18 protein-coding genes and 1 pseudogene are annotated in these 22,728 nt (G+C 66.4%); 6 read left to right on the top strand and 13 right to left on the bottom strand.

Annotated elements, in window-relative coordinates:
- Positions 1 to 734 precede the first annotated feature (734 nt).
- The 3 genes from QX051_RS19500 to QX051_RS19510 form a co-directional block, all read right to left on the bottom strand.
- Positions 735 to 3,890, bottom strand: coding sequence for a type I restriction endonuclease subunit R (locus QX051_RS19500; RefSeq protein ID WP_315777251.1), 3,156 nt, complete (start codon positions 3,888 to 3,890; stop codon positions 735 to 737).
- Positions 3,891 to 4,344: 454 nt separating this feature from the next.
- Positions 4,345 to 5,775, bottom strand: coding sequence for a restriction endonuclease subunit S (locus tag QX051_RS19505; RefSeq protein WP_315777252.1), 1,431 nt, complete (start codon positions 5,773 to 5,775; stop codon positions 4,345 to 4,347).
- On the bottom strand, positions 5,768 to 7,363 hold the full coding sequence (locus tag QX051_RS19510; protein WP_315777253.1) for a class I SAM-dependent DNA methyltransferase: 1,596 nt from the start codon (positions 7,361 to 7,363) through the stop codon (positions 5,768 to 5,770). Before QX051_RS19510 ends, QX051_RS19505 begins: the two co-directional genes overlap by 8 nt.
- 211 nt (positions 7,364 to 7,574) lie before the next feature.
- Here QX051_RS19510 and QX051_RS19515 point away from each other — a divergent pair, with 211 nt between their 5' ends.
- From QX051_RS19515 to QX051_RS19525, 3 genes are all read left to right on the top strand, one after another.
- Entirely contained in the window at positions 7,575 to 7,823 is a 249-nt protein-coding gene (locus QX051_RS19515) for a type II toxin-antitoxin system Phd/YefM family antitoxin (RefSeq protein WP_315770518.1), read from the top strand.
- Positions 7,823 to 8,251, top strand: a complete 429-nt coding sequence (locus QX051_RS19520; RefSeq protein ID WP_315777254.1) for a type II toxin-antitoxin system VapC family toxin — start codon at positions 7,823 to 7,825, stop codon at positions 8,249 to 8,251. Before QX051_RS19515 ends, QX051_RS19520 begins: the two co-directional genes overlap by 1 nt.
- Positions 8,252 to 8,394: 143 nt before the next feature.
- Entirely contained in the window at positions 8,395 to 9,696 is a 1,302-nt protein-coding gene (locus QX051_RS19525) for a sorbosone dehydrogenase family protein (protein WP_315777255.1), read from the top strand.
- A gap of 59 nt (positions 9,697 to 9,755) precedes the next feature.
- Here QX051_RS19525 and QX051_RS19530 read toward each other — a convergent pair whose 3' ends face one another.
- Positions 9,756 to 10,004: a hypothetical protein gene (locus tag QX051_RS19530; protein ID WP_315777256.1), complete on the bottom strand. Its 249-nt coding sequence runs from the start codon at positions 10,002 to 10,004 to the stop codon at positions 9,756 to 9,758.
- A gap of 186 nt (positions 10,005 to 10,190) precedes the next feature.
- Between QX051_RS19530 and QX051_RS19535 the strand changes: the two genes are divergently transcribed.
- A complete protein-coding gene (locus QX051_RS19535) occupies positions 10,191 to 10,364 on the top strand; it encodes a hypothetical protein (RefSeq protein WP_315740815.1) in 174 nt (57 codons plus the stop codon).
- Positions 10,365 to 10,489: 125 nt separating this feature from the next.
- On the opposite strand, the pseudogene QX051_RS19540 reads toward QX051_RS19535, so the two are convergent.
- From QX051_RS19540 to QX051_RS19565, 6 genes and pseudogenes are all read right to left on the bottom strand, one after another.
- Positions 10,490 to 11,312: pseudogene (locus tag QX051_RS19540) on the bottom strand (NAD-dependent protein deacetylase).
- Positions 11,313 to 11,364: 52 nt separating this feature from the next.
- The gene (locus QX051_RS19545) at positions 11,365 to 12,276 is read right to left on the bottom strand and encodes a polysaccharide deacetylase family protein (RefSeq protein WP_315777257.1); all 912 of its coding nucleotides are present in this window, start codon (positions 12,274 to 12,276) and stop codon (positions 11,365 to 11,367) included.
- Between the two features lie 4 nt (positions 12,277 to 12,280).
- The gene (locus QX051_RS19550; protein ID WP_315777258.1) at positions 12,281 to 13,081 is read right to left on the bottom strand and encodes an ABC transporter permease; all 801 of its coding nucleotides are present in this window, start codon (positions 13,079 to 13,081) and stop codon (positions 12,281 to 12,283) included.
- Positions 13,078 to 13,944, bottom strand: coding sequence for an ABC transporter permease (locus tag QX051_RS19555; protein WP_315777259.1), 867 nt, complete (start codon positions 13,942 to 13,944; stop codon positions 13,078 to 13,080). The genes QX051_RS19550 and QX051_RS19555 overlap by 4 nt, the downstream gene beginning before the upstream one ends.
- Positions 13,941 to 15,017: an ABC transporter ATP-binding protein gene (locus tag QX051_RS19560; protein ID WP_315777260.1), complete on the bottom strand. Its 1,077-nt coding sequence runs from the start codon at positions 15,015 to 15,017 to the stop codon at positions 13,941 to 13,943. Before QX051_RS19560 ends, QX051_RS19555 begins: the two co-directional genes overlap by 4 nt.
- Entirely contained in the window at positions 15,014 to 16,048 is a 1,035-nt protein-coding gene (locus QX051_RS19565) for an extracellular solute-binding protein (RefSeq protein WP_315777261.1), read from the bottom strand. The genes QX051_RS19560 and QX051_RS19565 overlap by 4 nt, the downstream gene beginning before the upstream one ends.
- A gap of 208 nt (positions 16,049 to 16,256) precedes the next feature.
- Between QX051_RS19565 and QX051_RS19570 the strand changes: the two genes are divergently transcribed.
- On the top strand, positions 16,257 to 16,997 hold the full coding sequence (locus QX051_RS19570) for a GntR family transcriptional regulator (protein WP_315777262.1): 741 nt from the start codon (positions 16,257 to 16,259) through the stop codon (positions 16,995 to 16,997).
- 19 nt (positions 16,998 to 17,016) lie between these two features.
- Here QX051_RS19570 and QX051_RS19575 read toward each other — a convergent pair whose 3' ends face one another.
- The 3 genes from QX051_RS19575 to QX051_RS19585 all read right to left on the bottom strand — a co-directional run bounded on the left by QX051_RS19575 (position 17,017) and on the right by QX051_RS19585 (position 21,159).
- Positions 17,017 to 18,636 carry a hypothetical protein gene (locus QX051_RS19575; protein ID WP_315777263.1) on the bottom strand — a complete coding sequence of 540 codons (1,620 nt, stop codon included), beginning with the start codon at positions 18,634 to 18,636 and terminating at the stop codon, positions 17,017 to 17,019.
- 151 nt (positions 18,637 to 18,787) lie between these two features.
- The gene (locus QX051_RS19580; RefSeq protein ID WP_315777264.1) at positions 18,788 to 20,296 is read right to left on the bottom strand and encodes a bifunctional class I SAM-dependent methyltransferase/glycosyltransferase family 2 protein; all 1,509 of its coding nucleotides are present in this window, start codon (positions 20,294 to 20,296) and stop codon (positions 18,788 to 18,790) included.
- Between the two features lie 365 nt (positions 20,297 to 20,661).
- Positions 20,662 to 21,159, bottom strand: a complete 498-nt coding sequence (locus tag QX051_RS19585) for a YchJ family protein (protein ID WP_315740825.1) — start codon at positions 21,157 to 21,159, stop codon at positions 20,662 to 20,664.
- Positions 21,160 to 21,660: 501 nt separating this feature from the next.
- Here QX051_RS19585 and QX051_RS19590 point away from each other — a divergent pair.
- Positions 21,661 to 22,695, top strand: coding sequence for a hypothetical protein (locus tag QX051_RS19590; protein ID WP_315777265.1), 1,035 nt, complete (start codon positions 21,661 to 21,663; stop codon positions 22,693 to 22,695).
- Positions 22,696 to 22,728: the final 33 nt, after the last annotated feature.

Genomic DNA, 22,728 nt, shown 5'->3' on the forward strand with positions numbered 1-22,728 from the left:
CATGATGCACGCAGACACACCAACACCTCCCGCGGCGCGATCGCGCCCGAGATTGATCTCAACGATCCCTCCGAAAATGCCGAGGGCGCAGGGAAGGCCGGACCTCGACTGAGGCCCGTGGCCCCCGTGCGGAAAAATTGCACGGGGCAGGAACCACAGGTTCAGCCGGACAGACCCGGCCCTCCCTGCGCGATGGGTTTAACGTCTGCTCCGAGCTCTCCCCGGGGACCGGCTTGTTTGCCCCCGTCGCCTGATGACACGTCATGTCATCCAGACTTGGCGCCAGCATCGGGGCGCCAGGACCACACGGCTTGAACGTCCGCAAGCTGCCAATCGTCCAGCGCAACAGCACCTGACAAGCCCACGGCCACCGCTCCCCGCCTCAACGTATCGTGACGACGCGTACGCCCCTCTGCATGAGGACGGGATACGGAGATAAGATCATGAATTCGGAAAAATAGCAAGAGAAATTTGCCGAGCCGCAGTGAGAGTTTTCTTCGATCTCATCCCTGTCGCCCTGCACGACCTCCACACCCTCACCCTGAGGAGCCCGCCGGAGGCGGGCGTCTCGAAGGGCGAGGCCCGTACTGTGGCCTCATGGTTCGAGACGCGTCGCAAGGGCGACGCTCCTCACCATGAGGATCAGGCGCCGAGGGTGGCGCTGGACACGGGACCATGAACACGCCGAGAGGCGTGTTCATGGAGAGGGGCGAGCTCCGTATCCGGCGCAGCGCTCACGCCGCCCATTCCCGCGACAGCTCCTCGGCCTGTTCAAGCACCGTCTGCGTCGCCTTCTCCTGCAGGTCGGGCGGATAGCCGTATTTGCGCAGGATGCGCTTGACCAGCACGCGCAGATGGGCACGGACATTGTCGCGCATGGTCCAGTCGATGGTTACATTCGCGCGCACCGCCTTGACCAGCTCGCGCGCGATGATGCGTAGCGCGTCGTCGCCGAGCACCTTCACGGCGCTGTCGTTGGTCCCCAGCGCATCATAGAAGGCCACCTCGTCGTCGCTCAGTCCCAAAGCCTCGCCGCGCTGCGCCGCGTGCCGCATGTCCTTGGCGAGCTGGATGAGCTCCTCGATGATCTTGGCGGTCTCGATGGCGCGGTTCTGATAGCGCCGCAGCGATTGCTCCAGCATCTCGGAGAAGGCGCGCGCCTGCACGACGTTGCGGCGGGAGCGCGTCTTGATCTCGCCCTTCAGCAGTTTCTGCAACAGCTCGACCGCCAGATTCCGCTGCGGCATGCCGCGCACCTCGGCCAGGAATTCATCCGAGAGAATCGAAATGTCCGGCTTCTTCAGACCCGCAGCCGCAAAGATGTCGATCACCTCGTCGGACGCAACGGCCTTGGAGACGATCTGGCGGATGGCGTGATCGATGTCCTCGCTGCTCTTGCGGCCGCCGGGCTCGTTCTTGGCGAGCACCGCACGCACGGCCTGGAAGAAGCCGACATCGTCGCGGATGCGCAAAGCCTCAGCATGCGGCACGGCAAGCGCAAAAGCCTTGGACAACTCGATCACGGCCTGCATCAGGCGCGCCTTGCCGTTCTCCTGCGCCAGGATGTGCTCCTGAGCTGCCGGCAGCACGGTGAGACGCTGCGTCGGCGTGCCGGTCAGCCAGTGCGACCAGTCGAAGCCGTGGAACAAGCCGCCGCAGATCTCGTATTTCTCGAGCATCACGGCGACGGCCTCGGCCTGATCCAGCGCGGTGCGTCCGGTGCCGCCCGCTTCGGTGTAGGTGACGAGGGCCCGGCGCAATTCGTCGGCGAGGCCGAGATAATCGACCACGAGGCCGCCCGGCTTGTCCTTGAACACGCGGTTCACCCGCGCGATCGCCTGCATCAGACCATGGCCGCGCATCGGCTTGTCCAGATACATGGTCGACAGGCACGGCGCGTCGAAGCCGGTCAGCCACATGTCGCGGACGATCACGATCTTGAACGGGTCCTTGGCGTCGCGGAAGCGGTCGGCCAGGTCCTCGCGCTTCTTCTTGCTGCGCAGGTGCGGCTGCATCGCTAGCGGATCGGAGGCCGAGCCGGTCATCACGATCTTGAGCGCGCCCTTGTCGTCGTCGGGATGGTGCCAGTTCGGCCGCAGCTTGACGATCTCGTCATAGAGCGCCACGGCAATGCGCCGGCTCATCACCACGACCATCGCCTTGCCGTCCATCGCCGACAGCCGCGTCTCGTAGTGCTCGACCAGATCACGGGCCACCAGCGCGATCCGCGCCTCGGCGCCGACCACCGCTTCGAGCTGCGCCCATTTGCTCTTGAGCCGCTCCTTGCGCTCGGTCTCCTCACCTTCGGTCGCCTCGTCGAAGTCGGGATCGATATGCGGGCGCTCGGCCTCCTTCAGCGCCAGCTTGGCCAACCGGCTCTCGTAGTAGATCGGCACCGTGGCGCCGTCGATCACGGCGCGCTGGATATCATAGACGCTGATGTAGTCGCCGAACACGGCGCGCGTATTGGCGTCGGCCTGCTCGATCGGCGTGCCGGTGAAGCCGATGAAGGAGGCGTGCGGCAGCGCATCGCGCATGTGGCGCGCAAAACCGTCGATGAAATCATACTGGCTGCGATGCGCCTCGTCGGCGATGACGACGACGTTGCGCCGCTCGGATAGGATGGGATGGCGGTCGCCACGTTCCTCCGGAAAGAACTTCTGGATGGTCGTGAACACGACGCCGCCGCCTGCCACTGACAAGAGGCTGCGCAGCTCGGCGCGATCGGCCGCCTGCACCGGCGGCTGCCGCAGCAGCTCGCGACAGCGGGCGAAAGTGCCGAACAGCTGATCGTCGAGATCGTTGCGGTCGGTCAGCACGACGATGGTCGGGTTCTCCATCTCAGGCGCCAGGATGACACGGCCGGCGTAGAACGCCATGGTCAGGCTCTTGCCGGAGCCCTGGGTGTGCCAGACCACGCCGACGCGCCGGTCGCCCTCCTCGCCGCCGGCCATTGGCCCAGACTCGAACCGGCCTCCCGGCTCCAATGTGCCCAGCGCGGGCGACCAGCCCTGCTTCGGGATCGCCGCCCGCAAGGTTTCTTCCAGGGCCACGTTGACGGCGTGGAACTGGTGATAGCCGGCCATCTTCTTGATCAGGCCGCCGCGCTCGGGCGCCTCGAACACGATGAAATAGCGGATCAGGTCGAGAAAGCGCCGCTGCTCGAAGACGCCCTCCAGAACCACCTGCAGCTCGGCGAGGCCCTTTGGCTCGTCCCGCCCATTGATGGTGCGCCAGGGCTTGAACCATTCGCGATCGGCCCCGAGCGCGCCGATCCGCGCATGCGCGCCGTCGGAGGCCACCAGCGCGACATTGGTCGCGAACAGCGACGGGATCTGCGCCTGATAGGTGCGAAGCTGGTTGAACGCGGCCCAGATGTCGGCGTCCTCGTCGGCCGCGTTCTTCAGCTCGATGACCCCTAGCGGCAGGCCGTTGACGAACAGCACGATATCAGGCCGGCGCAGATGCTGCCCCTCGGCCACCGTGAACTGGTTGACGGCGAGCCAGTCGTTCCGGCTGGTGTCGTCGAAATCGATCAGCCGCGCCTGCGCGCCGGCGATCGAGCCGTCCGTGCGGCGGAATTCGACCGTGACGCCATCGACCAGCAAGCGATGCACCGCGCGATTGCGCTCGACCAGCGACGGCGCATCGAGCCGGGTCAGCTTACGGTGCGCGTCTTCCAGCGCCTCGTGTGGCAGCTCCGGATTGAGCCGCGCAAGCGCCGCCCGCAGCCGGCCATCGAGCACCACGTCGCGATAGTTGGGATCGCTGCGTTCGGCGTCGGGCTGGCCGGCCGCGATCTCCGGCCCGTGCAGGACGGCATAGCCGAGCCCCCCGAGCCAATCGAGCGCGGCCTCCTCGACGATCGACTCGGTGAAGGCGCTGGACATTCCGGCGGGGTGTCTCCAACCTCATGATGCGGGCCGGCCACAGCGGAGCGGGGGGTGGCGCCGCTCGGCCCATCGTCGACTCGCAGTGTTTCACACTTGCCGCTCAGTCGCGACGAGAATTGCAGCCTGAGCTTGTCGCACGCTAACGGCCGCGGCGCCTGGTTGCCCCGCCATGGCGGAAGCCCCGGCAGATGGGAACGATGGCATCAGCCAAACCCCGGCTCGTCATGCCCGGGCTTGTCCCGGGCATCCACGCCCCTCCCAGGATGTCGCACGACGTGGATGGCCGGGACAAGCCCGGCCATGACGCCCGTGGAGACGCCGGCGTCTCATCATCGGCATCGAACTTGTAAGCGATGCTTACAAGTTCGCACTTCAGCGCCGCGACGCCTAGATTGAGTTGTCAAGGATTCCTTGACAACTGCCGTCCGACGATTGGCACGGGGGACTGACCTTATGCCACGGCCTCCGCCATTTTCTCAGCGGCCTTTACCCGCCACTCGCCGGAGATCAACTTCGGGAGGAGAGCGTCGCGGAGGGAAGACAGCACAGCAATCTGATCTTCATTCGCTACGATCCGTTGCGCAAGAGGCCGCAGGAAGCCCTCGAAAGCTACAAGAATTGCGTCATCGGGCATCAGAAGCGGGACGCGGTTCAAGATGCCCGTATTCAAGTTGGGCATCGTGGCTCCAACGGCGTGCTGCACAATCCAGGCACGACACTCAGGGCGATCCAAAGCAAACGAGGCAAACAAGGGCGACGGGAATTTCGTGCCAAGTCGAACTAAGAGGCAGCCGGTGCCACAGAGCCAACCCGCCTCCCGTTTACCAATCAACGCGTGCAGCTCGACGTTTCCCCGACGACTGTAGATAATATCGCTCGGCTGTACGCGATGGCGCGAAAGACGCTCGACGTTCGCCTCGCTCGTCCGCGCAATCTTCTCTGTGGTTACGCGCCTGCGAGCCAAATCCTGCGGCATGATGACCGGGACTCCAGAATCTACGTAATCCGACGCATGAAGCTGACTACCGAAAGGCCCGGTTTGGATCGAACCTCCGAAGCGACTAACCTCCTCTCCCAGAGAACTATACCTCCACCTATTAGGAATGCTTTCGCCCTGGCTATCCTGAAAAGTGCTCGGAAACAGTGTAGCTACTTCGGCAGGAACTTGAGGGTTGCCTCCCTCCGCCTTCGCCCGCACCGGATCGAAATCCACGAACCACGACTTGAACAGCGCCCGCGCCATCTCCTCCAGCGTCTCGTTCATGCGCCGGTTCAGCTCGATCTTGTCGTCGAGTGCGCCGAGGATGTGTGTAATGGCCCGCTGCTCATCCTTGGGAGGCAGGCAGACGTGAAAGGCCTTAACCTCGGGGAAGTAGATGGTCTGATGCGTTGTACCACTTGCAAAGCGCAGAAAAGTCTTATGCTCAGCGAGCAGCACATACTTCAGAAAATTGAAGTCGATAGCATCCGAACAAACCCAATTGACAAAATCCTGACTGGTCGCCATGGGCTTCCCCATAACAACAACGTACCCGACAGACGCCGTTCGAGAGAGACAAACCGTATTCGCAGGCAGTATTCGCGCCGAAGAATTAGCGATTCCAAGCTCATTAGTGTGCTGATAGGTGTCAGCGATCATCCTTCCGTGATTTGCGGTCGCGTCCTTAATTCCGATCCACGGCACGTCTCCACCCCAATACTCCGGGTGACGCCTACTCGGCGTATGTCCTGACTCCAGGCGAGCAACGTCGCAAAGAGCCGTCCAGTGCCATCCTCGCGGAGCGCGCTTGTCCGGCTTACCAACAGACAGTGCAAAGCTGCCCGGGATTACGCCTGTACTTGCTGGGCGACCGCCTGTTTGCGTCTCTCTGTCGTCAGCCACCGAAGCCAAGCTCCCTCAGGTTGGCCGTGATCGCCGCATCCAGCTTCAGTGCCTCCGCCTGCTGATCTCGCAACGTCGTCGCCAGCCTCGCAATCTTCTGCTCGAACGGCTCATCGTCCTCCTCAGCTTCGGCAGCACCGACATAACGCCCCGGCGTCAGTACATGGCCGTGCTTTGCGATGTCCTCCAGCTTGGCCGACTTACAGAATCCCGGAGCGTCCTCATACGTCCCGGCATCCTTGTCGCCACGCCAAGCGTGATAGGTGCCCGCGATCCTGGCGATATCTGCATCCGTCAATTCGCGCCTGACACGATCCACCATCGTGCCCATCTTGCGCGCGTCGATGAACAGCGTCTCCCCGCGGCGGTCGCGGAAGCGACCATTGCTCTTGCTGCGCGCCAGGAACCAGAGGCACACCGGAATCTGCGTCGAGTAGAACAACTGCCCCGGCAGCGCCACCATGCAGTCGACGAGGTCGGCCTCGACGATGGCCTTCCTGATCTCGCCCTCGCCGGACTGGTTCGACGACATCGAGCCGTTGGCAAGCACGAAGCCGGCGAGGCCCGTCGGCGCGAGGTGATGGATGAAGTGCTCGACCCAGGCGAAATTGGCGTTGCCCGCCGGCGGCACGCCATAGACCCAGCGCTTGTCGTCCTTCAGCAGGTCGCCGCGCCAGTCGGAATCGTTGAACGGCGGGTTGGCCAACACATAGTCGGCTTTGAGGTCCGGGTGGCCGTCATTGTGGAAGGTGTCGCCATGGGCGATATGAGCCTCGATGCCGCGGATGGCGAGGTTCATCTTGGCGAGCCGCCAGGTCGTGTAGTTCGACTCCTGGCCCCAGATCGAGATGTCGTGCCGCGCCTTGCCGCCATTGCCGTTGCCGCTGGCATGGGCGTGGATGAAGTTCTCGCTCTGTACGAACATGCCGCCGGAGCCGCAGCAGGGATCGTAGACCCGGCCCTTGTAGGGGGCGAGCATCTCGACCAGCACGCGGACGACATGGGACGGCGTGTAGAACTGGCCGCCGCTCTTGCCCTCGGCGCTGGCGAAGCGTGACAGGAAATATTCGTAGACGCGGCCGAGCGTATCCTTGGCGCGATCCGCGGGAGCACCGAGCGCGATGTCGGAGACGAGATTGATGATCTGGCCGAGCCGCTGCTTGTCGAGGCCGGGGCGAGCAAAGTCCTTCGGCAGCACGCCCCTGAGTATGGGATTGTCACGTTCGGTCGCGGTCATGGCATCGTCGACCAGTTGGCCGATGGTCGGCTGCGGCGCCATGCCCTTCAGGTAGCTCCAGCGCGCCTCCGGCGGCACCCAGAAGATGTTCTCGGCGCGGTACTCGTCGGGGTCCTCCGGGTCGGCGCCATCCGTGCGCTGGGCCTCCAGCTCGGCATGCTTGGCCTCGAACGCGTCGGAGATGTATTTGAGGAAGATCAGCCCGAGCACGACGTGCTTGTACTCGGCCGCATCCATGTTGTTGCGCAGCGCATCCGCTGCGGCCCACAGCTTGGCCTCGAAGGCCACGCCGTCGCTGGCCTGATGGGCCTGCTCCGCCGAGCTCTTTTTCTTGGAGGGAGTTCGCGCCATGTCGTCCGTTGATTTGCTGGAGGAGGGCTCAGCAGCCCGGAGGATTCGGTGGTCGATGATTTGAGGGGAACGTGCAAGTCCCGATGCGACGGGCGGTGGACAGCGGGAGCAACAGGGCTTTCACCATTCACGCTCACCCCACTTGCATGTAGCAACATCTCTACATATATCTTGGTTCCGTGCAACCACGACCAATCCGCAGAGGCCGGCCATGACCACGCTGACCAGCCGCGAGTTCAACCAGGACACTGGCCGCGCTAAGAAAGAAGCGGCCAACGGGCCGGTGTTCATCACCGACCGCGGGCGGCCGGCGCATGTGCTGCTGACCATCGAAGACTATCTCCGCCTGGCCGGCGGCGGCATGAGCCTCGCCGACGCGCTGGCGCAGCCGGGGACCGATTTCGATTTCGAGCCGCCGCGCATCGCCGGGCCGATCGGCCGGCCCGCCGACCTCGACTGATGTTCCTGCTCGACACCAACGTCGTCTCCGAGCTCAGGCGCCGCGACAAGGCGAACCGCAACGTCGTCGCCTGGGCCGCAGCGCGGCCCGCCGCGAGCGTTTTCCTCTCGGCGATCTCGATCCTCGAGATCGAGTTGGGCGCGCAGCGCGTTGCGCGCAGAGACCCGACCCAGGGAGCTGCACTGCGGGCCTGGATAGACCAGCATATCCTGACGCATTTCGACGGCCGTATTCTCGCCATCGACACCGCGGTGGCGCAGCACTGCGCGCGCCTGCATGTGCCCGACCCGCGGCCCGAGCGCGACGCGCTGATCGCCGCGACGGCGCTGGTCCACGGGCTGACCGTCGTCACCCGCAACACTGCCGATTTCGTCGCCACCGGCGTCGCGCTCCTCAACCCCTGGAGCGATGCAGACGGCGCGCCCTGAGCCATGCGGGGAGCGCCGCGCATGCAGGGCACGCAGGCCAACCGCGCCCGCTCCGCAGAATCGTCACATCCGCCGCGTCGGCGAGATGTATTATGGATCTCGACCATCACACCCTGCCTCTGTCTCATCCCACAGGACGTTTCATGACCCTCTCCTCCATCGTTGCGCGCGGTGTCGCGCTGGTTGGCAATGCGGCGCTGCAGTGGCGCAAGCTGCAGGGGGAGACGCCGCAGCCGGCCTGGGGCGCGCAGCCGCAGATTCCCCTGGCGAAGCCGCAGGGCCTGCTGCCGACCTTGAAGATGCCGACGGCGCGGGGCTGGCGCGACGGCGAGAAGCCGGTGGCGGCGGCGGGGCTGAAGGTGAATGCGTTTGCCACCGGGCTCGATCATCCGCGGTGGATCTATGTGATGCCGGACAGATCGGTGCTGATCGCCGAGGCCACCCAGATTCCGAGCCCGGTGCGCAACATGTTCGGCTATGCGATGCAGGCGACGATGCGCCGCGCCGCAGCGCTCGGCGTCAGCGCCAACCGCATCACCCGGCTGGTCGATGCCGATGGCGACGGCACCGCCGAGATCAGCAATGCCTTCATGGAAAATCTCAGCCAGCCGTTCGGCATGGCGCTGGTCGGCAACACCTTCTATATCGGCAACACCGACGGCATCGTCGCCTTCCCCTATGCCGCGGGCGCGGAGCGCATCACGGCGCAGGGCAAGCGCCTCACCACGTTCAAGCCCGGCGGCCATTGGACGCGCAGTCTTTTGGTCAGCCCCGACGGCACCAAGCTCTATGCCGGTGTCGGCTCGCTCACCAACATCGCCGAACTGGGCTTCGAGGTCGAACAGGGCCGCGCCTGCATCTATGAGCTGGACATCGCGAGCGGCGCGAGCCGCATCTTCGCAGGTGGCCTGCGCAATACGGTCGGGCTGGCGTTCGAGCCGTCGACGAAGGTGCTGTGGACCGTCGTCAACGAGCGCGACGGGCTCGGCGACGAGACGCCGCCGGACTATCTGACCTCGGTGCGCGAGGGCGGCTTCTATGGCTGGCCCTATTGCTACTGGGGCAAGACGGTCGACGACCGCGTGCCGCAGGACCCCGCTTTGGTCGCGACCGCGCTGACGCCGGACTACGCGCTCGGCGGCCACACCGCCTCGCTCGGCCTGTGCTGGCTTCCGGCGGGCACCTTGCCCGGCTTCCCCGAGGGCATGGTGATCGGCCAGCACGGCTCGTGGAATCGCAGCAAGCTGTCCGGCTACAAGGTCGTGTTCATTCCGTTCGAGAACGGCAAGCCGTCGGGTCCGGCGCGCGACATTCTCTCCGGCTTCCTGGCGCCGGACGAGAGCTTCTCCTATGGCCGCCCGGTCGGCGTCGTCATCGGCCCGGACGGCTCGCTGCTGGTGGCCGACGACGTCGGCAACTGCATCTGGCGCGTGACGGGGGCGTGAGGCAGCAGGCCGCGACGATCGAGGCGGCGCGGCCTCGATCGTGCCTGCAGCTGTCATCCTCAATCGTGGCCGTAGTACTGGCGATTGCAGTAGCGGCGGCCGGCTTCGTGCTTCGCCGCACGCTGGGCCGGGGTGGCGTTTGCCGGGATCAGGAAGTTGCCGCTCGCAAACAGCTGCAGGCAGTTGACGTAGTTCTTGTTGCCGAGCCATTCCCAGCCGGCAGACGCCGGCGATGTCGATGCTGACGCGAGCAGGCTCGCGCCCGCGACGATGGCGGCGGCGGCGAAAAGACGAATGCTGGACGTCATGACCTTGTCCCTCGTTGCTTGAGGCTGCCCCTGCAGCCCATGCGAGGATCATGACGGTCAGGGCGCGCTGCTTCCGTGACGGTCCGCACAGAGAGAGATGATGCCGCATGGACGGGGCCGCGGCGCTCAGCCGCGGAACAAGCATCACGCCCGCGACGTTGTCCGGCACAGCGACAGGAGAGTTCCATGGCCGACAATGTCAATCCCGATCGGAAGCAGCCGGGCGAGCATCGCGAAGGCAAGTTCCACTACAATCCAGGCAACCAGGCCGGCAAGACCGTCGAGGTCGGCAAGCCGGAGAACGAGCAGGTCAACAACAAGGACCGCATCGAGAACCGCGAGAAGCCGCAGTCGCGGTGAGGCAGCCCCTGGACTTGATTTCTCGTCATGCCCGGGCTTGACCCGGGCATCCATCTCTACAGAGACTAAAAAGCTGGATGGCCGGGTCAAGCCCGGCCATGACGGCGGAGAGGGGACCGCCTACCCTATCCCTCGAGCAGGAACGCCAGCGCCGCATCACACGGCGCCTCGACCTTCAGCGACAACAGCTCATCCGCGCGGGTGCGGCCGAGATTGACGGCGGCGATCGGGATGGCGCGGTCGGCGGCGGCGCGGACGAAGCGGAAGCCGGAATAGACCATCAGCGACGTGCCGACCACGAGCATCGCGTCGGCCTGATCGACATGGTCGCGCGCCGTGGCGACGACCTCGCGCGGCACGGTCTCGCCGAAGAATACGACGTCGGACTTGAGGACGCCGCCGCAGGCGTGACAGGCCGGAACGGTGAACTCAGCGAAATCGACACCGTCGAGATCGGCGTCGCCATCGGGCGCATCGGCGGCATCATGCGCCAGCCAGCGCGGATTGGCGTTCGCCAGCTCGTCCTGAAATGCGGCCCGCGACAGCGTCGCGCCGCAGCCCATGCAGCGGACGCGATCGAGCCGGCCGTGCAGGTCGATAACATTGCTGGTGCCCGCGGCTTGGTGCAGCCGGTCGACGTTCTGCGTCACCAGCAGCGAGCAGCGGCCCTGCGCCTCCAGCCGCGCCAGCGCATGGTGCGCGCCGTTCGGCTGGGCGCGGCCGAAGCGCCGCCAGCCGACCATGCTGCGCGCCCAGTAGCGCCGGCGCGTCTCCTCACTGCCCATGAAGGCCTGATAGGTCACCGGCGGCGTGCGCTTCCACTGCCCGTCATTGTCGCGATAATCGGGAATGCCGGAATTTGTGCTGCAGCCGGCGCCGGTGAGCACGACGATCCGGTGGTGGCTGTCGATGAAGGATTTTAGCGCGAGAGGATCGATCATGGCGCATGATGTAGGCGGCCAGGCCGGGCCGCGCCAGTCCGTCACCAGGCCAAGGTCCGTCAGGTCGTGCCGGGTGGCGGCACGGTCGCCAGCCAGTGCCGGGCGATGTCGGCGCGCGGCGCGATCCAGGCCACGCCGCTGCCGGTGACGTGGGACAGGATGCGGTCGAGCGCGCCGATCCGGCCGGGGCGGCCGATCATGCGCAAATGAAGCCCGATCGAGAGCATCTTCGGCGCCGTCTCGCCCTCGCGGGCGAGCCAGTCGAAGGCGTCGATGACGTAGTCGGCGAAGTCGGCGCCGCGGAAGCGCGAGCCGTTGAAGAACTGCATGTCGTTGCTGTCGAAGGCGTAGGGCAGCACCAGATGCGCCCGGCCGGCGACGGCGACATAGTACGGCAGGTCGTCATTGTAGGCGTCGCTGTCGTAGAGGAAGCCGCCCTGCTCGACCAGCAGCCGCCGCGTGTTCGCGGACGCCGCCGAGCGCGTATGCCAGCCGAGCGGATGCTGGCCGGTGACGCGCTGGATCGTCTCAACCGTGCGCGCGATCACGCGGCGCTCCTCGGTCTCGCCCATCCCGGCATGGCTCTGCCAGCGCCAGCCATGCGCCGACACCTCGTGACCGCGCGCCACCGCGTCGCGCGCCAGCTCCGGCGAGCGCTCGACCGCGCGGCCGCAGGCGCTGACGGTGACCTTGACGCCGTGGGCGTCGAACAAGTCCATGATGCGCCACCATGCCGCGCGCGTGCCGTATTCGAAATGGCTGTCGATACAGGGGTCGGGGCCGTCCAGCCGATGCACGACCTCGTAGATCGCCTCGTTGCTCGGATCGCCGTCGGACACCGAGAATTCCGAGCCCTCCTCGAAATTCACCACCAGCGACACCGCGACGCGTGCGTCGTCGGGCCAGCGCGGATGCGGCGGCCTGCCGGCATAACCGGTGAGATCGCGGCGGAAAACAGGCTGTGGGGTCATCGTGTCAATCCGCGGTTCCAGCCATGCGGTGCAGGCCGACCAGGCGGTCGCTGATCAGCAGCAGCACCAGGGTGCCGGCGAGAATGAGGGTGGACAGCGCCGCGAGCGTCGGATCGGGCGCCTCCTCGATATATTGCAGCATGCGGATCGGCAGCGTTTTCGAGCGCACGTCGGTGAGAAAGATCGAGACGGGATAGTTGTCGAACGAGGCCAACAGGCTGAACAGGCCGGCGATCAGGAACGACGGCGCCAGCGCCGGCACCATCACGCGCAGGATGCTGCCGGCATAGGTACAGCCGAGCGTGCGCGCGGCCTCGATCAGGGTGAAGTCGAAGCGCGACAGGCCGGCGATCATGGTGCGCGCGACGTAAGGCAAGGTCACCACGAGATGCGCCACCAGCAGCGCGCTCCAGGTCGGGGTGAAGCCGATCACGCGGAAATATTGCAGCAGCGCGATGCCAAGCACCAGGCCGGGCATCATCAGCGGCGACACCAGCAGCGTCCCGACGGCGGTGGCACCTGGCAATTTGCCACGGGCGATGGCGATCGCGGCGAGCGTGCCAGCGACCAGCGACAGCGCCGTCGACAGCAGCGCGATCTGCAGCGACAGCAACAACGACGGCCAGAAGCCGTCGAGCCGGCCGATGCGGCCATACCAGCGCAGCGATGCGCCCGTCAGCGGCAGATCGAACACCGGGGTCGGCGAGAACGACGCGGCGGCGATGACGACGAGCGGCAGCAGCAGGAACAGCGCCAGGCCGATCGCGAGCAGCCAGCAGATGATGATGGCGATGCGCGTCATCATTTCGGCTCCCGCGACAGCCGTGCGCTGAGCGCGACGACGATGACGGCAATCGCGAGCAGCACGACGCCGGCGGCGGCGCCGAAACCGGGCTCGCGCGCCAGCAAATACGCCTTGGCGATCGTGGTCGCGAGCGTCGGGTATTTCTCGCCGATCAACAGCGTCGGCACCACATAGGCCGACACCGACAGCGAGAACACCAGCGCGACCCCAGCGACGATGCCGGGCAAGGTCAGCGGCAGGATGACGCGAAAGAACACCACGAGCGGAGAAGCGCCGAGCGTCGCCGCTGCCTCGGCACAGCGGCCATCGAGCTGCGCCACCACGGCGTAGATCGGCAGCACCATGAATGGCGGGAAGATGTTGACCGCGCCCACGATCAGCGCCGTCTGGGTGAAGATCATGCGAATCGGATCCTCGATGATGTGGAGCGCGATCAGCGTTTCGTTGATGAGGCCGTCGCTGCGTAGCAGGATGGTCCAGGCAAAGGCCTTGACGATGACGCAAGCCGCCAGCGGCAGGAACAGCGTGGCGAGCAGGATCGAGCGCAGCGCGCCGCGGGCGCGGGCCAGTGCAAACGCGGCCGGGTAGGAGACGAGGAAGGCGATCAGCGTCGTCAGCAGGCCGAGCCGCAGCGAATTCCAGATGACGCCAAGATAATAAGGCGTGCCGAGCAGCCGGACGTAGTGCGCCGATGTGACGCCGCCCTTGGCGTCGAGCACGCTGACGCCGAGCAGCAGCGCCAGCGGCAGCACGAACACCAGCGCGATGATCAGCGCCGCGGGCGCGACGAAGCCGACCGCGGCAAGCCGCTCGCGATCCGGCGCTGGCTTGATCATCGGTGCGGGCAACGCGGCGTCGGTCATGGCGAGGCCTCGGCGGCGAAGGCGAAGGTTTCGGTCACCGGCCATGCGAAGCGGACCTCGTCGTGCACGCGCGGCAGCTCGGCCTCGCGCCCCGACAGCTCGGCGAGCAGGCTCGCGCCGGCGCCGGCATCGACATCCACGAGAGTCCGCGAGCCCTGAAACACGACGGAGCGCACCCGTCCGGCCGCGGAGTTGGCACCGTCTCCGGCGCCGAGACGCAATTGCTCCGGCCGCGTCGCCACGATCACCGAGGCGCCGGGCTGAAACGCGCCGCGCGCCGACAGACGGCCGACCGGCGTCACGACGTCCACCGTGCCGTCATGCGCGCCGACCACCTGGCCCGCGATGCGCGTCGACAGTCCGACGAAGTTGAGCGCGAACAAACTCGCAGGCCGGGCATAGAGCTCGCGCGGCTCGGCGAACTGCTCGATGCGGCCTCTGTTCACGACCGCGACGCGGTCCGACATGGTCAGCGCCTCGTCCTGGTCGTGGGTGACGAAGATCGCGGTCGCCTTGACCTCCTGCAGCAGACGGCGCAGCTCGACCTGCATCTCCTCGCGCAGCTTGCGATCGAGCGCCGACAGCGCCTCGTCGAACAGCAGCACGTCCGGCTCGACCGCGATCGCGCGCGCCAGCGCCACGCGCTGCTGCTGGCCGCCCGACAGCGCCGAGATGCGGCGGCCGCCGAGATGGCCAAGCTTGACCAGCGAAAGCGCGCGCTCCACCGCGCGATCGATCTCGGCCTTCGGCGTGCCGCGCACCTTCAGGCCGAAAGCAACGTTGCCGGCGACGGTGAGATGCGGGAACAACGCGTAGCTCTGGAACACGACGCCGACATTGCGTCGATGCGGCGGCACATGGGTGACGTCGCGCCCGGCGAGCGAAATCGTGCCGCTGTCCGGTGGCGCCAGGCCGGCGATGGCACGCAGCAAGGTGGTCTTGCCGCAGCCGGACGGGCCGAGCAGGGTGACCAGCTCGCCGCGTCGGATCGTGAGATCGACGCGATCGAGCACGGTCGCCGCGCCAAACCGCTTCGAGACCCCGCTGATGACGAGATGCGGCGCGGCGGTCATGTCATCTCCTTGCTCCAGCGGTCGACCCAGCCGGCGCGGTTCTTGGCGATGAAGGCCCAGTCGGGCGCGAACAATGTCGCGGGATCGGGATAGCCGGCCGGCAACGGCGTGGCCTGATTGGTCGGCGCGATGAAGGCCGTCTTGGCGAGAATGCTCTGCGCCTCCGGGCTGAGATAGAAGTCGATCACGGCGTCGGCGAGATCGCCGGCCGGCGCGCCGCTCACCTTGGCGATGCCCGACGGCATCGAGAAGCCGCCATCCCTGGGGATCGCGAGATCGACCGGCGAGCCGTCGGCCTTGCGGATCAAGGTGTAGGCCGAGAACTGGCCGCCGATCATCCAGGCCTCGCCCTGCTCCAGCAGATTGATGGCCTGCGGCGCATTGGTATAGACGTTCAGAAGATTGGCCTTCAGGCTCTTGATCTTCTTGAATCCGGCATCGATCTCGTATTGCGCTTCCTTGTAGGGCTTGCCGGTCTCGAGATGCGCGGCGGCGAGCAGCGTCCAGAATCCTTCGGTGTTGGACAACGACGGCACGACGATCTTGGAGTCGTATTTCGCATCCCACAGCTCGGCCCAGCTGCCAGGTGCCGTCTTCATGCGCCTGGTGGAATAGGCGATGCCGACCCACGGCTTCTGGTAGTTGGCCCACATGCCGTCCTGGTGCACCGCGTCGTCGACGAGCTTGCCGAGATTGGGAATCGCCGCCGACGACATCCTGGTGATCAGCCCTTCGGCCGCGGCCGGCAGCATCACCGGGTCGTCCATGATCACGACGGAGATCTTCGGGCTGGCCTTGTCGGCCTGCATCTTCTGCAGATTGGTCAGCGAGTTCGTCCCCTCGTAGAGCACCTTGCAGTCGAGCTTCTTCTCCAGCACCGGAAACAGATCGGCGTTGAAATATTTGGCGGCACCGGCGGGGCCGCCGATCACGATCTCTTTGGGGGCGGCGCGCACCAGCGCGGGCGCGGCAAGGGTGGCGGCGAAGGCCGCACCGGTTTTCAGGAGGCTGCGGCGGGAGAAGGGGTGCATGAGAGGATCCCGTGTGAGCTGTCGCGTGACGTGTCACCAGGATCAGCAAGCGCCGTGCCAAATGTGCACATTTTTGGATTCATCAACGAGATCATTGCTCTGAGCTCTTCCTCGATCCGCTTCTCGACCGGCCTCCTCCCCGGCCGCGAGCATAATGTGCACATTTTTTGGAGGTGACCTGCCGCGGCTTTGGGCCTAGCTACGGAGCATGGCGATGCGAGCGCAGCGAATCGGGAAGGCCAATCCCGCCGAGGACGAGGCGGTGTATCAGGCCATTCTGCGCGCGCTGCTGGAAGGCAAGCTCAAGGCCGGCACCAAGCTCGCCGAGACGCCGCTGGCCGCGGTCTTCGGCGTGTCGCGCGAGCGCATCCGCAAGGTGCTGCACCGGCTCGGCGCCGAGCGGCGGCTGGAGATGATTCCGAACCGCGGCGCGCGGGTGCCGCGGCCGACGCTTGATGATATCAGACGGGTCTATGAGGCGCATCGCGTGCTCGAGGCCGGCGTGCTCAGCCAGCTGGTGCTGCGGGTCGACGATGGTTTGCTCGCCCGGCTCGACGCGCATCTGGAGGAGGAGCGCGCGGCGGCGCGGCGCGGCGATCGCGCGACCTCGGTGCGGCTGTCCGGCGCCTTTCATGTCCACCTGGTCGACGCGCTCGGCAATCCGGAATTGTCGCGCATGCTCGGCGACCTGCTCAGCCGCTCCTCGGTGATGGTGTCGGTGTACGAGCCGGCGGCGCAGTCGATCTGCGCGGTCGACGAGCACGGCGCGATCGTCGCGGCGCTACGCGACCGCGACCTGATGCGCGCGATCGCGGTGTCGCGCGAGCACTTCCTGCATGTCGAGGGCCGGCTGCGGCTCGACGAGTGCCCGGCGCCCGACGGCGCGGATCTCGCGGCGATCTTTGCGCCGGTCAAGCCACGCCGCAGGGTGCGATCAGGATTGTCTTGACGCTCCTGAGCGTCGGCCGTCACGTCCTCGGCGGGCTGTTCGGCGGCGCGCACCAGGGCAGCGCCATCCGTGGCATGTAGTGGCCGCTCCACGCGCAGACCTCCTCAGGCCCCCTGCGCTTGAGCGCCATCTTGACCGGCTCGGCCTGGCTGATGCCGACATGGAGCGCGAGCAGCGCCGCGCCGATCGGATAGGCGAAGCGGGAGAAGCGCAGGTCCGCCAGATGATCGAGCAGGACCATGCCGGCAATGATGATCAGGGGATCGGTGAAGACGAAGTACTCGACCTTCAGCCCGCGGCGGACGCCGAGCGTGTCGATGCCGATGGCCGCCAGCATCAGGAGGACGGCTTGGATGGCCGCCTGCCGCTCACCGCGGCGCCAGGCCATGACGATGCCGGGGATGATCAGCCAGGTCATGAACACCGTGGGCCGCGCCGATGTTTGCAGCACGAAGGTGTAGCGCCTGATGACCCCGAACAGCCCGGACAACAACAGCCCGATCGCACCGCTCAGGCTACCGGCGGCATCTGGCGCGTCGACAAAGGTGATCATCTTCTCCAGCGGATTGAGCACGACGACGACATCGTTGACGTCGTAGCTCAGATCCAGCGCGAGCAGGCCGATCGCGGCGCCGGCGACCATCGCCAGTAGCGCCGCAACAGTTTCGGCCGCGCTCACGCGCCACAGCCACGCGAAGACGACCATGCAGGCCGCGATCAGGCCGAGCAGCGCGAGCTGATAGACGCCGAAGCGGCCCAACAGCATGGGTTTGAGGCCGGCAGCCGTTGCGTTGACAGGATCGAAGCCGGCGACGATCAGGGGCCAGGCAGCGCTCATGGCGAGCAGCGCAGCGATCCCGGCGACCAGCACGGCCGCCCAGGCGCGCGGCGATTGCCAGAACGCAACGCTTCGGCTCGTCGCCGTGCCGAACGGCAGCACCAGCACGGGGATCGCGGCGATCAACAGGATCGCATGGACCTTGTTCTCCAGACCGAGCGTGCAGAGCGTGGCGGCGAGCCCGATCGCAAGCGGACGCGCGAGGCTGGCGCGGCGCGCCGCCACGATCAGGATCATCAGCGCGAGAATGCAGAACGACGCCGCCATCATCTCGCTGCGCAGGATGCGCAGATGCATCTGCACGCCGCCGGAAAATACGAAGGCCGTGACGGCGAGCATGGCGATGCGCCAATCGGACACCAGCCGGCGCGCCAGCCAGGCAAAGGCCAGGATGAGGCCCGCCGCCGTCAGCAGCGCGGCGACGCGTCCGGCATGGACGGCGCCGGTCATCGCGACATCGAAGGCAGCGTGATCGGCGGGGATCGCCGACAATGTCCAGGCGTCGAGCAGGCCGAGCCGATGCAGCAACGCGAACCAGGTCTCGACCGACAGGATGGTGAGATAGGCCGGGTGATCGAAGAAGGCCTGCGCGCCGCCATCGTTGATGGCGAGCGCGTTGTAGATCACCATGAAGTCCATGTCGGCATTGCGCCAATAGACGGTGAAATAGCCGACGGCCAGGAACGACACGAGCGACAGCAGCAGCGCGACCGCGACGCCGCCGTGCCAGCCGAAGCGCGTCAGGCGATCGAAGGCGTCACGAGGCGGATTCGATGTTTTCGTAATCGTTTTCTTCGTCATGCGCGGGCTTGTCCCGCGCATCCACGTCGTCCTTCCTCGGCGAACGAAGGCGTGGAAGGCTGGGTCAAGCCCGGCCTTGACGACGTAGGTCGATTGGCGAACGATCGGCGCAGCCTCCTCTGAGGCTGGACACCGCGAACTCCCGTCATCCTCAGATCGCCTTGATCTTGAAGAACGCGAACACGACCATCTTGAGCAGCATCCAGCCGTGGCGGAAGCGGGAGATCTGGGTCTCGCCATAGCTGCGCGCGGCGTAGCGGATCGGCAGGTCGATCGATTTCAGGTTCAGCTTGGAGGCGCCGAAGATCAGGTCGAAATCGCCGAACGGATCGAAATCGCCGAAATAGGCCTTGCCGGCCTTGAGCCTGACATAGTCGCTGCGGCGGAGCACCTTGGTGCCGCAGAGCGTATCGGTGTAGCGCTGGTTCAAGAGCCACGAGAACAGATAGGAGAAGGTCTTGTTGGCGATCAGGTTGAGGAAGCGCATCGCGCCCTCGTCCATCGGATAGACCAGGCGCGAGCCGTTGATGAACTCGCCCTTGCCCGAGCGCAGCGCCTCGAAGAACTTCGGCAACTGCTCCGGCGGCATGGTGAGGTCGGCGTCCAGAATCATCAGCACGTCGCCGCGTGCCGCGTCGAAGGCCGTGAACACCGCGTCGGCCTTGCCCTTGCCGGGCTGCCGCATCAGCTTGATGTCGTGGTCCGGGAACGCCTGGCGCACCCGCTCCATCTCCTCATAGGTGCCGTCCCTGCTGTGGCCCTCGATGAAGATGATCTCGATGTCCGGGCAGAACGCGGCGATGCGCCGCACCGCGGGCTCGATGTTGCCGCGCTCGTTGCGCGCGGGGATCACGACGGTCGCCGAGCGGACGTCGTCGCTCACGCAGCGGAGCGAGCGCGACACCAGATAGTGCCGCAGCGACAAGGCGCGTAGAATCGGGAGCACGCTGAGGAAGCGGTTGGCGAAACGGCCGAGGCCGTAGAGCCGCAGCGGCGACAGCACGCGCTGCTCGGATTTCACCGGATCGAAATCGGCAAGCTGCGCGAGATTGCGCAGGTCGGCCGGCGACAGCACGTTCTGCTCCGGCTGCGGCATCCGCAGGCCCAGTGCCTCCGCAGCCTTCAGCAGCGGATACCAGAGGTGCGAGAAGTAGCCGATGACGAGGCGCGTCTCGCGCGTGCACAAGGGGTGCAACTGCTCGATGAACTGCTGGCAGTCGTCGAGCGAACCGATGGTGTCGAGCACCAGAATGACATCGAACGGGCCGCTGGCGGCGGCGAGCGTGGCCGGATCCTCCGCGTCGCCCAGAATGAAGGTCAGCTCAGGATGCCGGCTGCGGGCGATCTTGATCTGCTTTTCGCTGAAGTCGATGCCGACGCCGTAGGACGGCGCGAGCGATGCCAGGGTGTCGCCGAGGCCGCAGCCGATCTCGAGCACGCGGCTGCCCGGCGGGATCAGGAAGCGCAGATAGCACGCGTCCTCGCTGTGAAAGAACGCCGCCTTGTCGCGCCAGCCGGCGCGCGCATCGGCGAAATCGTTGGCATGGTCGAGGATGGCTGCCTTGCGCGGTGACAGCGCCTTCGTTGCCGGCGACAGGGTTGCGGCAACCTGCGACCGCTCGCGTTCGTCCTGCCGGACCTGCTCGTCCAACTCCGCCACCTGATACCACCCCTGTTAGGAACTACGTCCTTCTAGGCCAGCCCGGTTGGGCGGAGTCAAGGCGGCGGCAGAGAAGTCCTGCGCTCTGTTGGCATCGTGGCGCCCCCGCTCTGACGCGCGACGGAAACGAGCAGACATCGGCCAGCCACATTGAGGCCGCCGCGATCGTTCGCGCCGCATACCTCCGATCTTTGCATCTCATTCGCGCTCGCAACTAAGCGGGCGCGGGAAGACCGGTGACGCTGGACCGTCGTTGCCAGGTTGGCGCCGGCACCAACGGCTTGAGCGCCCGCGCGCCTGCCTTCGCGGGGCACGGAAGCACCTGACGAGCCCGCAGTCGCGCCCCCTCCTATCAACAGCTGCGCTCACCGTCCGCAGCAGAATTTGTATTTCTTGCCGCTACCGCACGGGCATGGATCATTGCGGCCGACCTTCGCGGTGACGGCCGCCCGCTTCGGCTGAGTGACGACGGCTCGCGCGTCACCCTCGACGAAGCGCCAGGCGCCGTCGTCGTCGCGGCGAAACTGTGAGACCTCGTGGTGCTCGATGGTCTTGCCGGCCTCGCGATAGGTTGCGACGAAGCTGACGACGCCGTCGGCGTCGCCGGGCTGGCCGCGGACCGACGAGACGATGCGCAGGCCGAGCCATGTCGCGCGCGTCGCCCAGGTTCTCGCCACGGCGGCATCGAACGCGCTGCGACGGTCGGCGGCGAGCGTCGATTCGATGTAGCCGATGTCGCCGCGCGTATAGGCCGTATAGCGCGAGCGCATCAGAGCTTCGGCCGTCGGCGGGCGATCATCACCTTGGAGATAGCGACCGCAACAACGATCGTAGGGAAAGCCTGAGCCGCAGGGACATTGCATGAGACGACGACGGAGCTCCACATTCGAGGTCCTACCATAGCGCGCCGCGAGGCCGAGGCCCCGAGCGTTCGTCCATTGAACAAGAAGGGCGTCACTTGCGGTTGTGACTGCAAAGACGCAGTTCTCGGTTGGCGATCATCCGATATGTGAACGAGGACCCGGCACCGTTTCGAAACCGGCGAATCCGTGTTAACCATTGGCTAAGAACAAGGGTGTTGGGCGCACGGCTGACCGGCCCGGCCCCGCGCGGACCAGAACCTTCCGGGCGCCGCCTCATTACGTGGCGCTTGTGACCGCAAGCCCTCCGCATCATCGGCGGATCAGGGCGCGTGAGACGCCAACGATTTCTTCGCGCGACGCCAGCCCGGCCGCAAGAACGAAAGCCCGCCTCGAGGCGGGCCGCTGCTCGATTCCCGATCAAACGTGCACCCGATGCCGGCGCGAGACGCGCTGCGTGCAAACGCAGAGTCGTGCCCATCACCACCGATTGGAGCAGCCCCGATGGCTGATGAGTCCGTAGTCGCATCCATCATTCCCTGGCAGCAGCCGAAGACGGCCAAGCCGCGTCCGAAGCGGGCAAAGGTGGTCAAGCCGCGTCCGCGTCCCCGAGCCGACAAGGCGGAGAAGGCCAAGACGGCGGCGCTCGACGACGAGATGCTGGCCTCCGAGACGCTGATCATGCCGGACTTCCTGGAGTTCGTGAACGAGCCGGCGAAGAGCCGGGCGGCGGCCGAGCCGGCACGGACGGAGGCCGCCGCGAGCGCGGCCGCCGCGGCGATCCCCGCAGCAACCGCGCCGACGACAATGACACCGCGGGAAACGCCCGCGGTGATCGAGGGCGAGGTCGTTCCGGCCGCCGCGCCGGTTACTCCGGCCAAGGTCGCACGCGGACGCCTCACCGCCTCGTCGATCCTGCTGCAACTGGCCGCGCTGGCGCTCGCCGCGGTCGGCATGGCGATGAACGGCTGGTTCGCGCATTCGCTCGGCTCGAACAGCACGGCCGGCTGGATGTTTCTCGCGGTCGGGGTGACCGCCGACCTCGTCGCGCTGGTGATGCCGACCTGCGCCGCGCGGCTGTGGCAGGGGCGCCATCGCGCCTCGGCCCTGACCGGCTGGACGGTGTGGCTGATGACCTTCGTGTTCGCGGTCACCGCCGGCATCGGCTTCGCCTCGACCAACATCAGCGACGTCACCTTGGCGCGCGCCTCCCGGGTCACGCCCGCGGTGCAGGCCGCGCAGACGGCGCTTGCGGATGCAATGACCGCGCGCGACCGCGAGTGCAAGGGCGGCGTCGGCAAGTTCTGTCGGGAGCGCGAGGCCGCCGTCGCCGAGCGCCGGCTGGCGCTGGACGCGGCGATGTCCACGGTCAGCCAGACCGCCGATCCGCAAACCGAGGCCGCGATCAAGTTGGTGGCCTGGGTGTCGCGCGGCGTGGTCAAGCCCTCCGCCGAGGACTTCATCATGCTCCGCCTGATCCTGCTGGCGCTGCTGCCGCAGATCGGCGGCATCCTGCTGATGGTCGGGCGGAGGGTGTGAGAACCCTTTTCGCCGCCTGCGAATTTCGTTGCG

The organism is Bradyrhizobium sp. SZCCHNR1053 (assembly GCF_032381235.1).
GTDB lineage: Bacteria > Pseudomonadota > Alphaproteobacteria > Rhizobiales > Xanthobacteraceae > Bradyrhizobium.

Bases quoted from the DNA above. Each gene is read 5' to 3' on its own strand.
- QX051_RS19500 (WP_315777251.1), bottom strand. From the start codon at position 3,890: ATGTCCAGCGCCTTCACCGAGTCGATCGTCGAGGAGGCCGCGCTCGAT.
- QX051_RS19590 (WP_315777265.1), top strand. From the start codon at position 21,661: ATGGCTGATGAGTCCGTAGTCGCATCCATCATTCCCTGGCAGCAGCCG.
- QX051_RS19520 (WP_315777254.1), top strand. From the start codon at position 7,823: ATGTTCCTGCTCGACACCAACGTCGTCTCCGAGCTCAGGCGCCGCGAC.
- QX051_RS19570 (WP_315777262.1), top strand. From the start codon at position 16,257: ATGGCGATGCGAGCGCAGCGAATCGGGAAGGCCAATCCCGCCGAGGAC.
- QX051_RS19575 (WP_315777263.1), bottom strand. From the start codon at position 18,636: ATGACGAAGAAAACGATTACGAAAACATCGAATCCGCCTCGTGACGCC.
- QX051_RS19535 (WP_315740815.1), top strand. From the start codon at position 10,191: ATGGCCGACAATGTCAATCCCGATCGGAAGCAGCCGGGCGAGCATCGC.
- QX051_RS19550 (WP_315777258.1), bottom strand. From the start codon at position 13,081: ATGATGACGCGCATCGCCATCATCATCTGCTGGCTGCTCGCGATCGGC.
- QX051_RS19585 (WP_315740825.1), bottom strand. From the start codon at position 21,159: ATGCAATGTCCCTGCGGCTCAGGCTTTCCCTACGATCGTTGTTGCGGT.
- QX051_RS19545 (WP_315777257.1), bottom strand. From the start codon at position 12,276: ATGACCCCACAGCCTGTTTTCCGCCGCGATCTCACCGGTTATGCCGGC.
- QX051_RS19555 (WP_315777259.1), bottom strand. From the start codon at position 13,944: ATGACCGACGCCGCGTTGCCCGCACCGATGATCAAGCCAGCGCCGGAT.
- QX051_RS19565 (WP_315777261.1), bottom strand. From the start codon at position 16,048: ATGCACCCCTTCTCCCGCCGCAGCCTCCTGAAAACCGGTGCGGCCTTC.
- QX051_RS19515 (WP_315770518.1), top strand. From the start codon at position 7,575: ATGACCACGCTGACCAGCCGCGAGTTCAACCAGGACACTGGCCGCGCT.
- QX051_RS19510 (WP_315777253.1), bottom strand. From the start codon at position 7,363: ATGGCGCGAACTCCCTCCAAGAAAAAGAGCTCGGCGGAGCAGGCCCAT.
- QX051_RS19560 (WP_315777260.1), bottom strand. From the start codon at position 15,017: ATGACCGCCGCGCCGCATCTCGTCATCAGCGGGGTCTCGAAGCGGTTT.
- QX051_RS19530 (WP_315777256.1), bottom strand. From the start codon at position 10,004: ATGACGTCCAGCATTCGTCTTTTCGCCGCCGCCGCCATCGTCGCGGGC.
- QX051_RS19525 (WP_315777255.1), top strand. From the start codon at position 8,395: ATGACCCTCTCCTCCATCGTTGCGCGCGGTGTCGCGCTGGTTGGCAAT.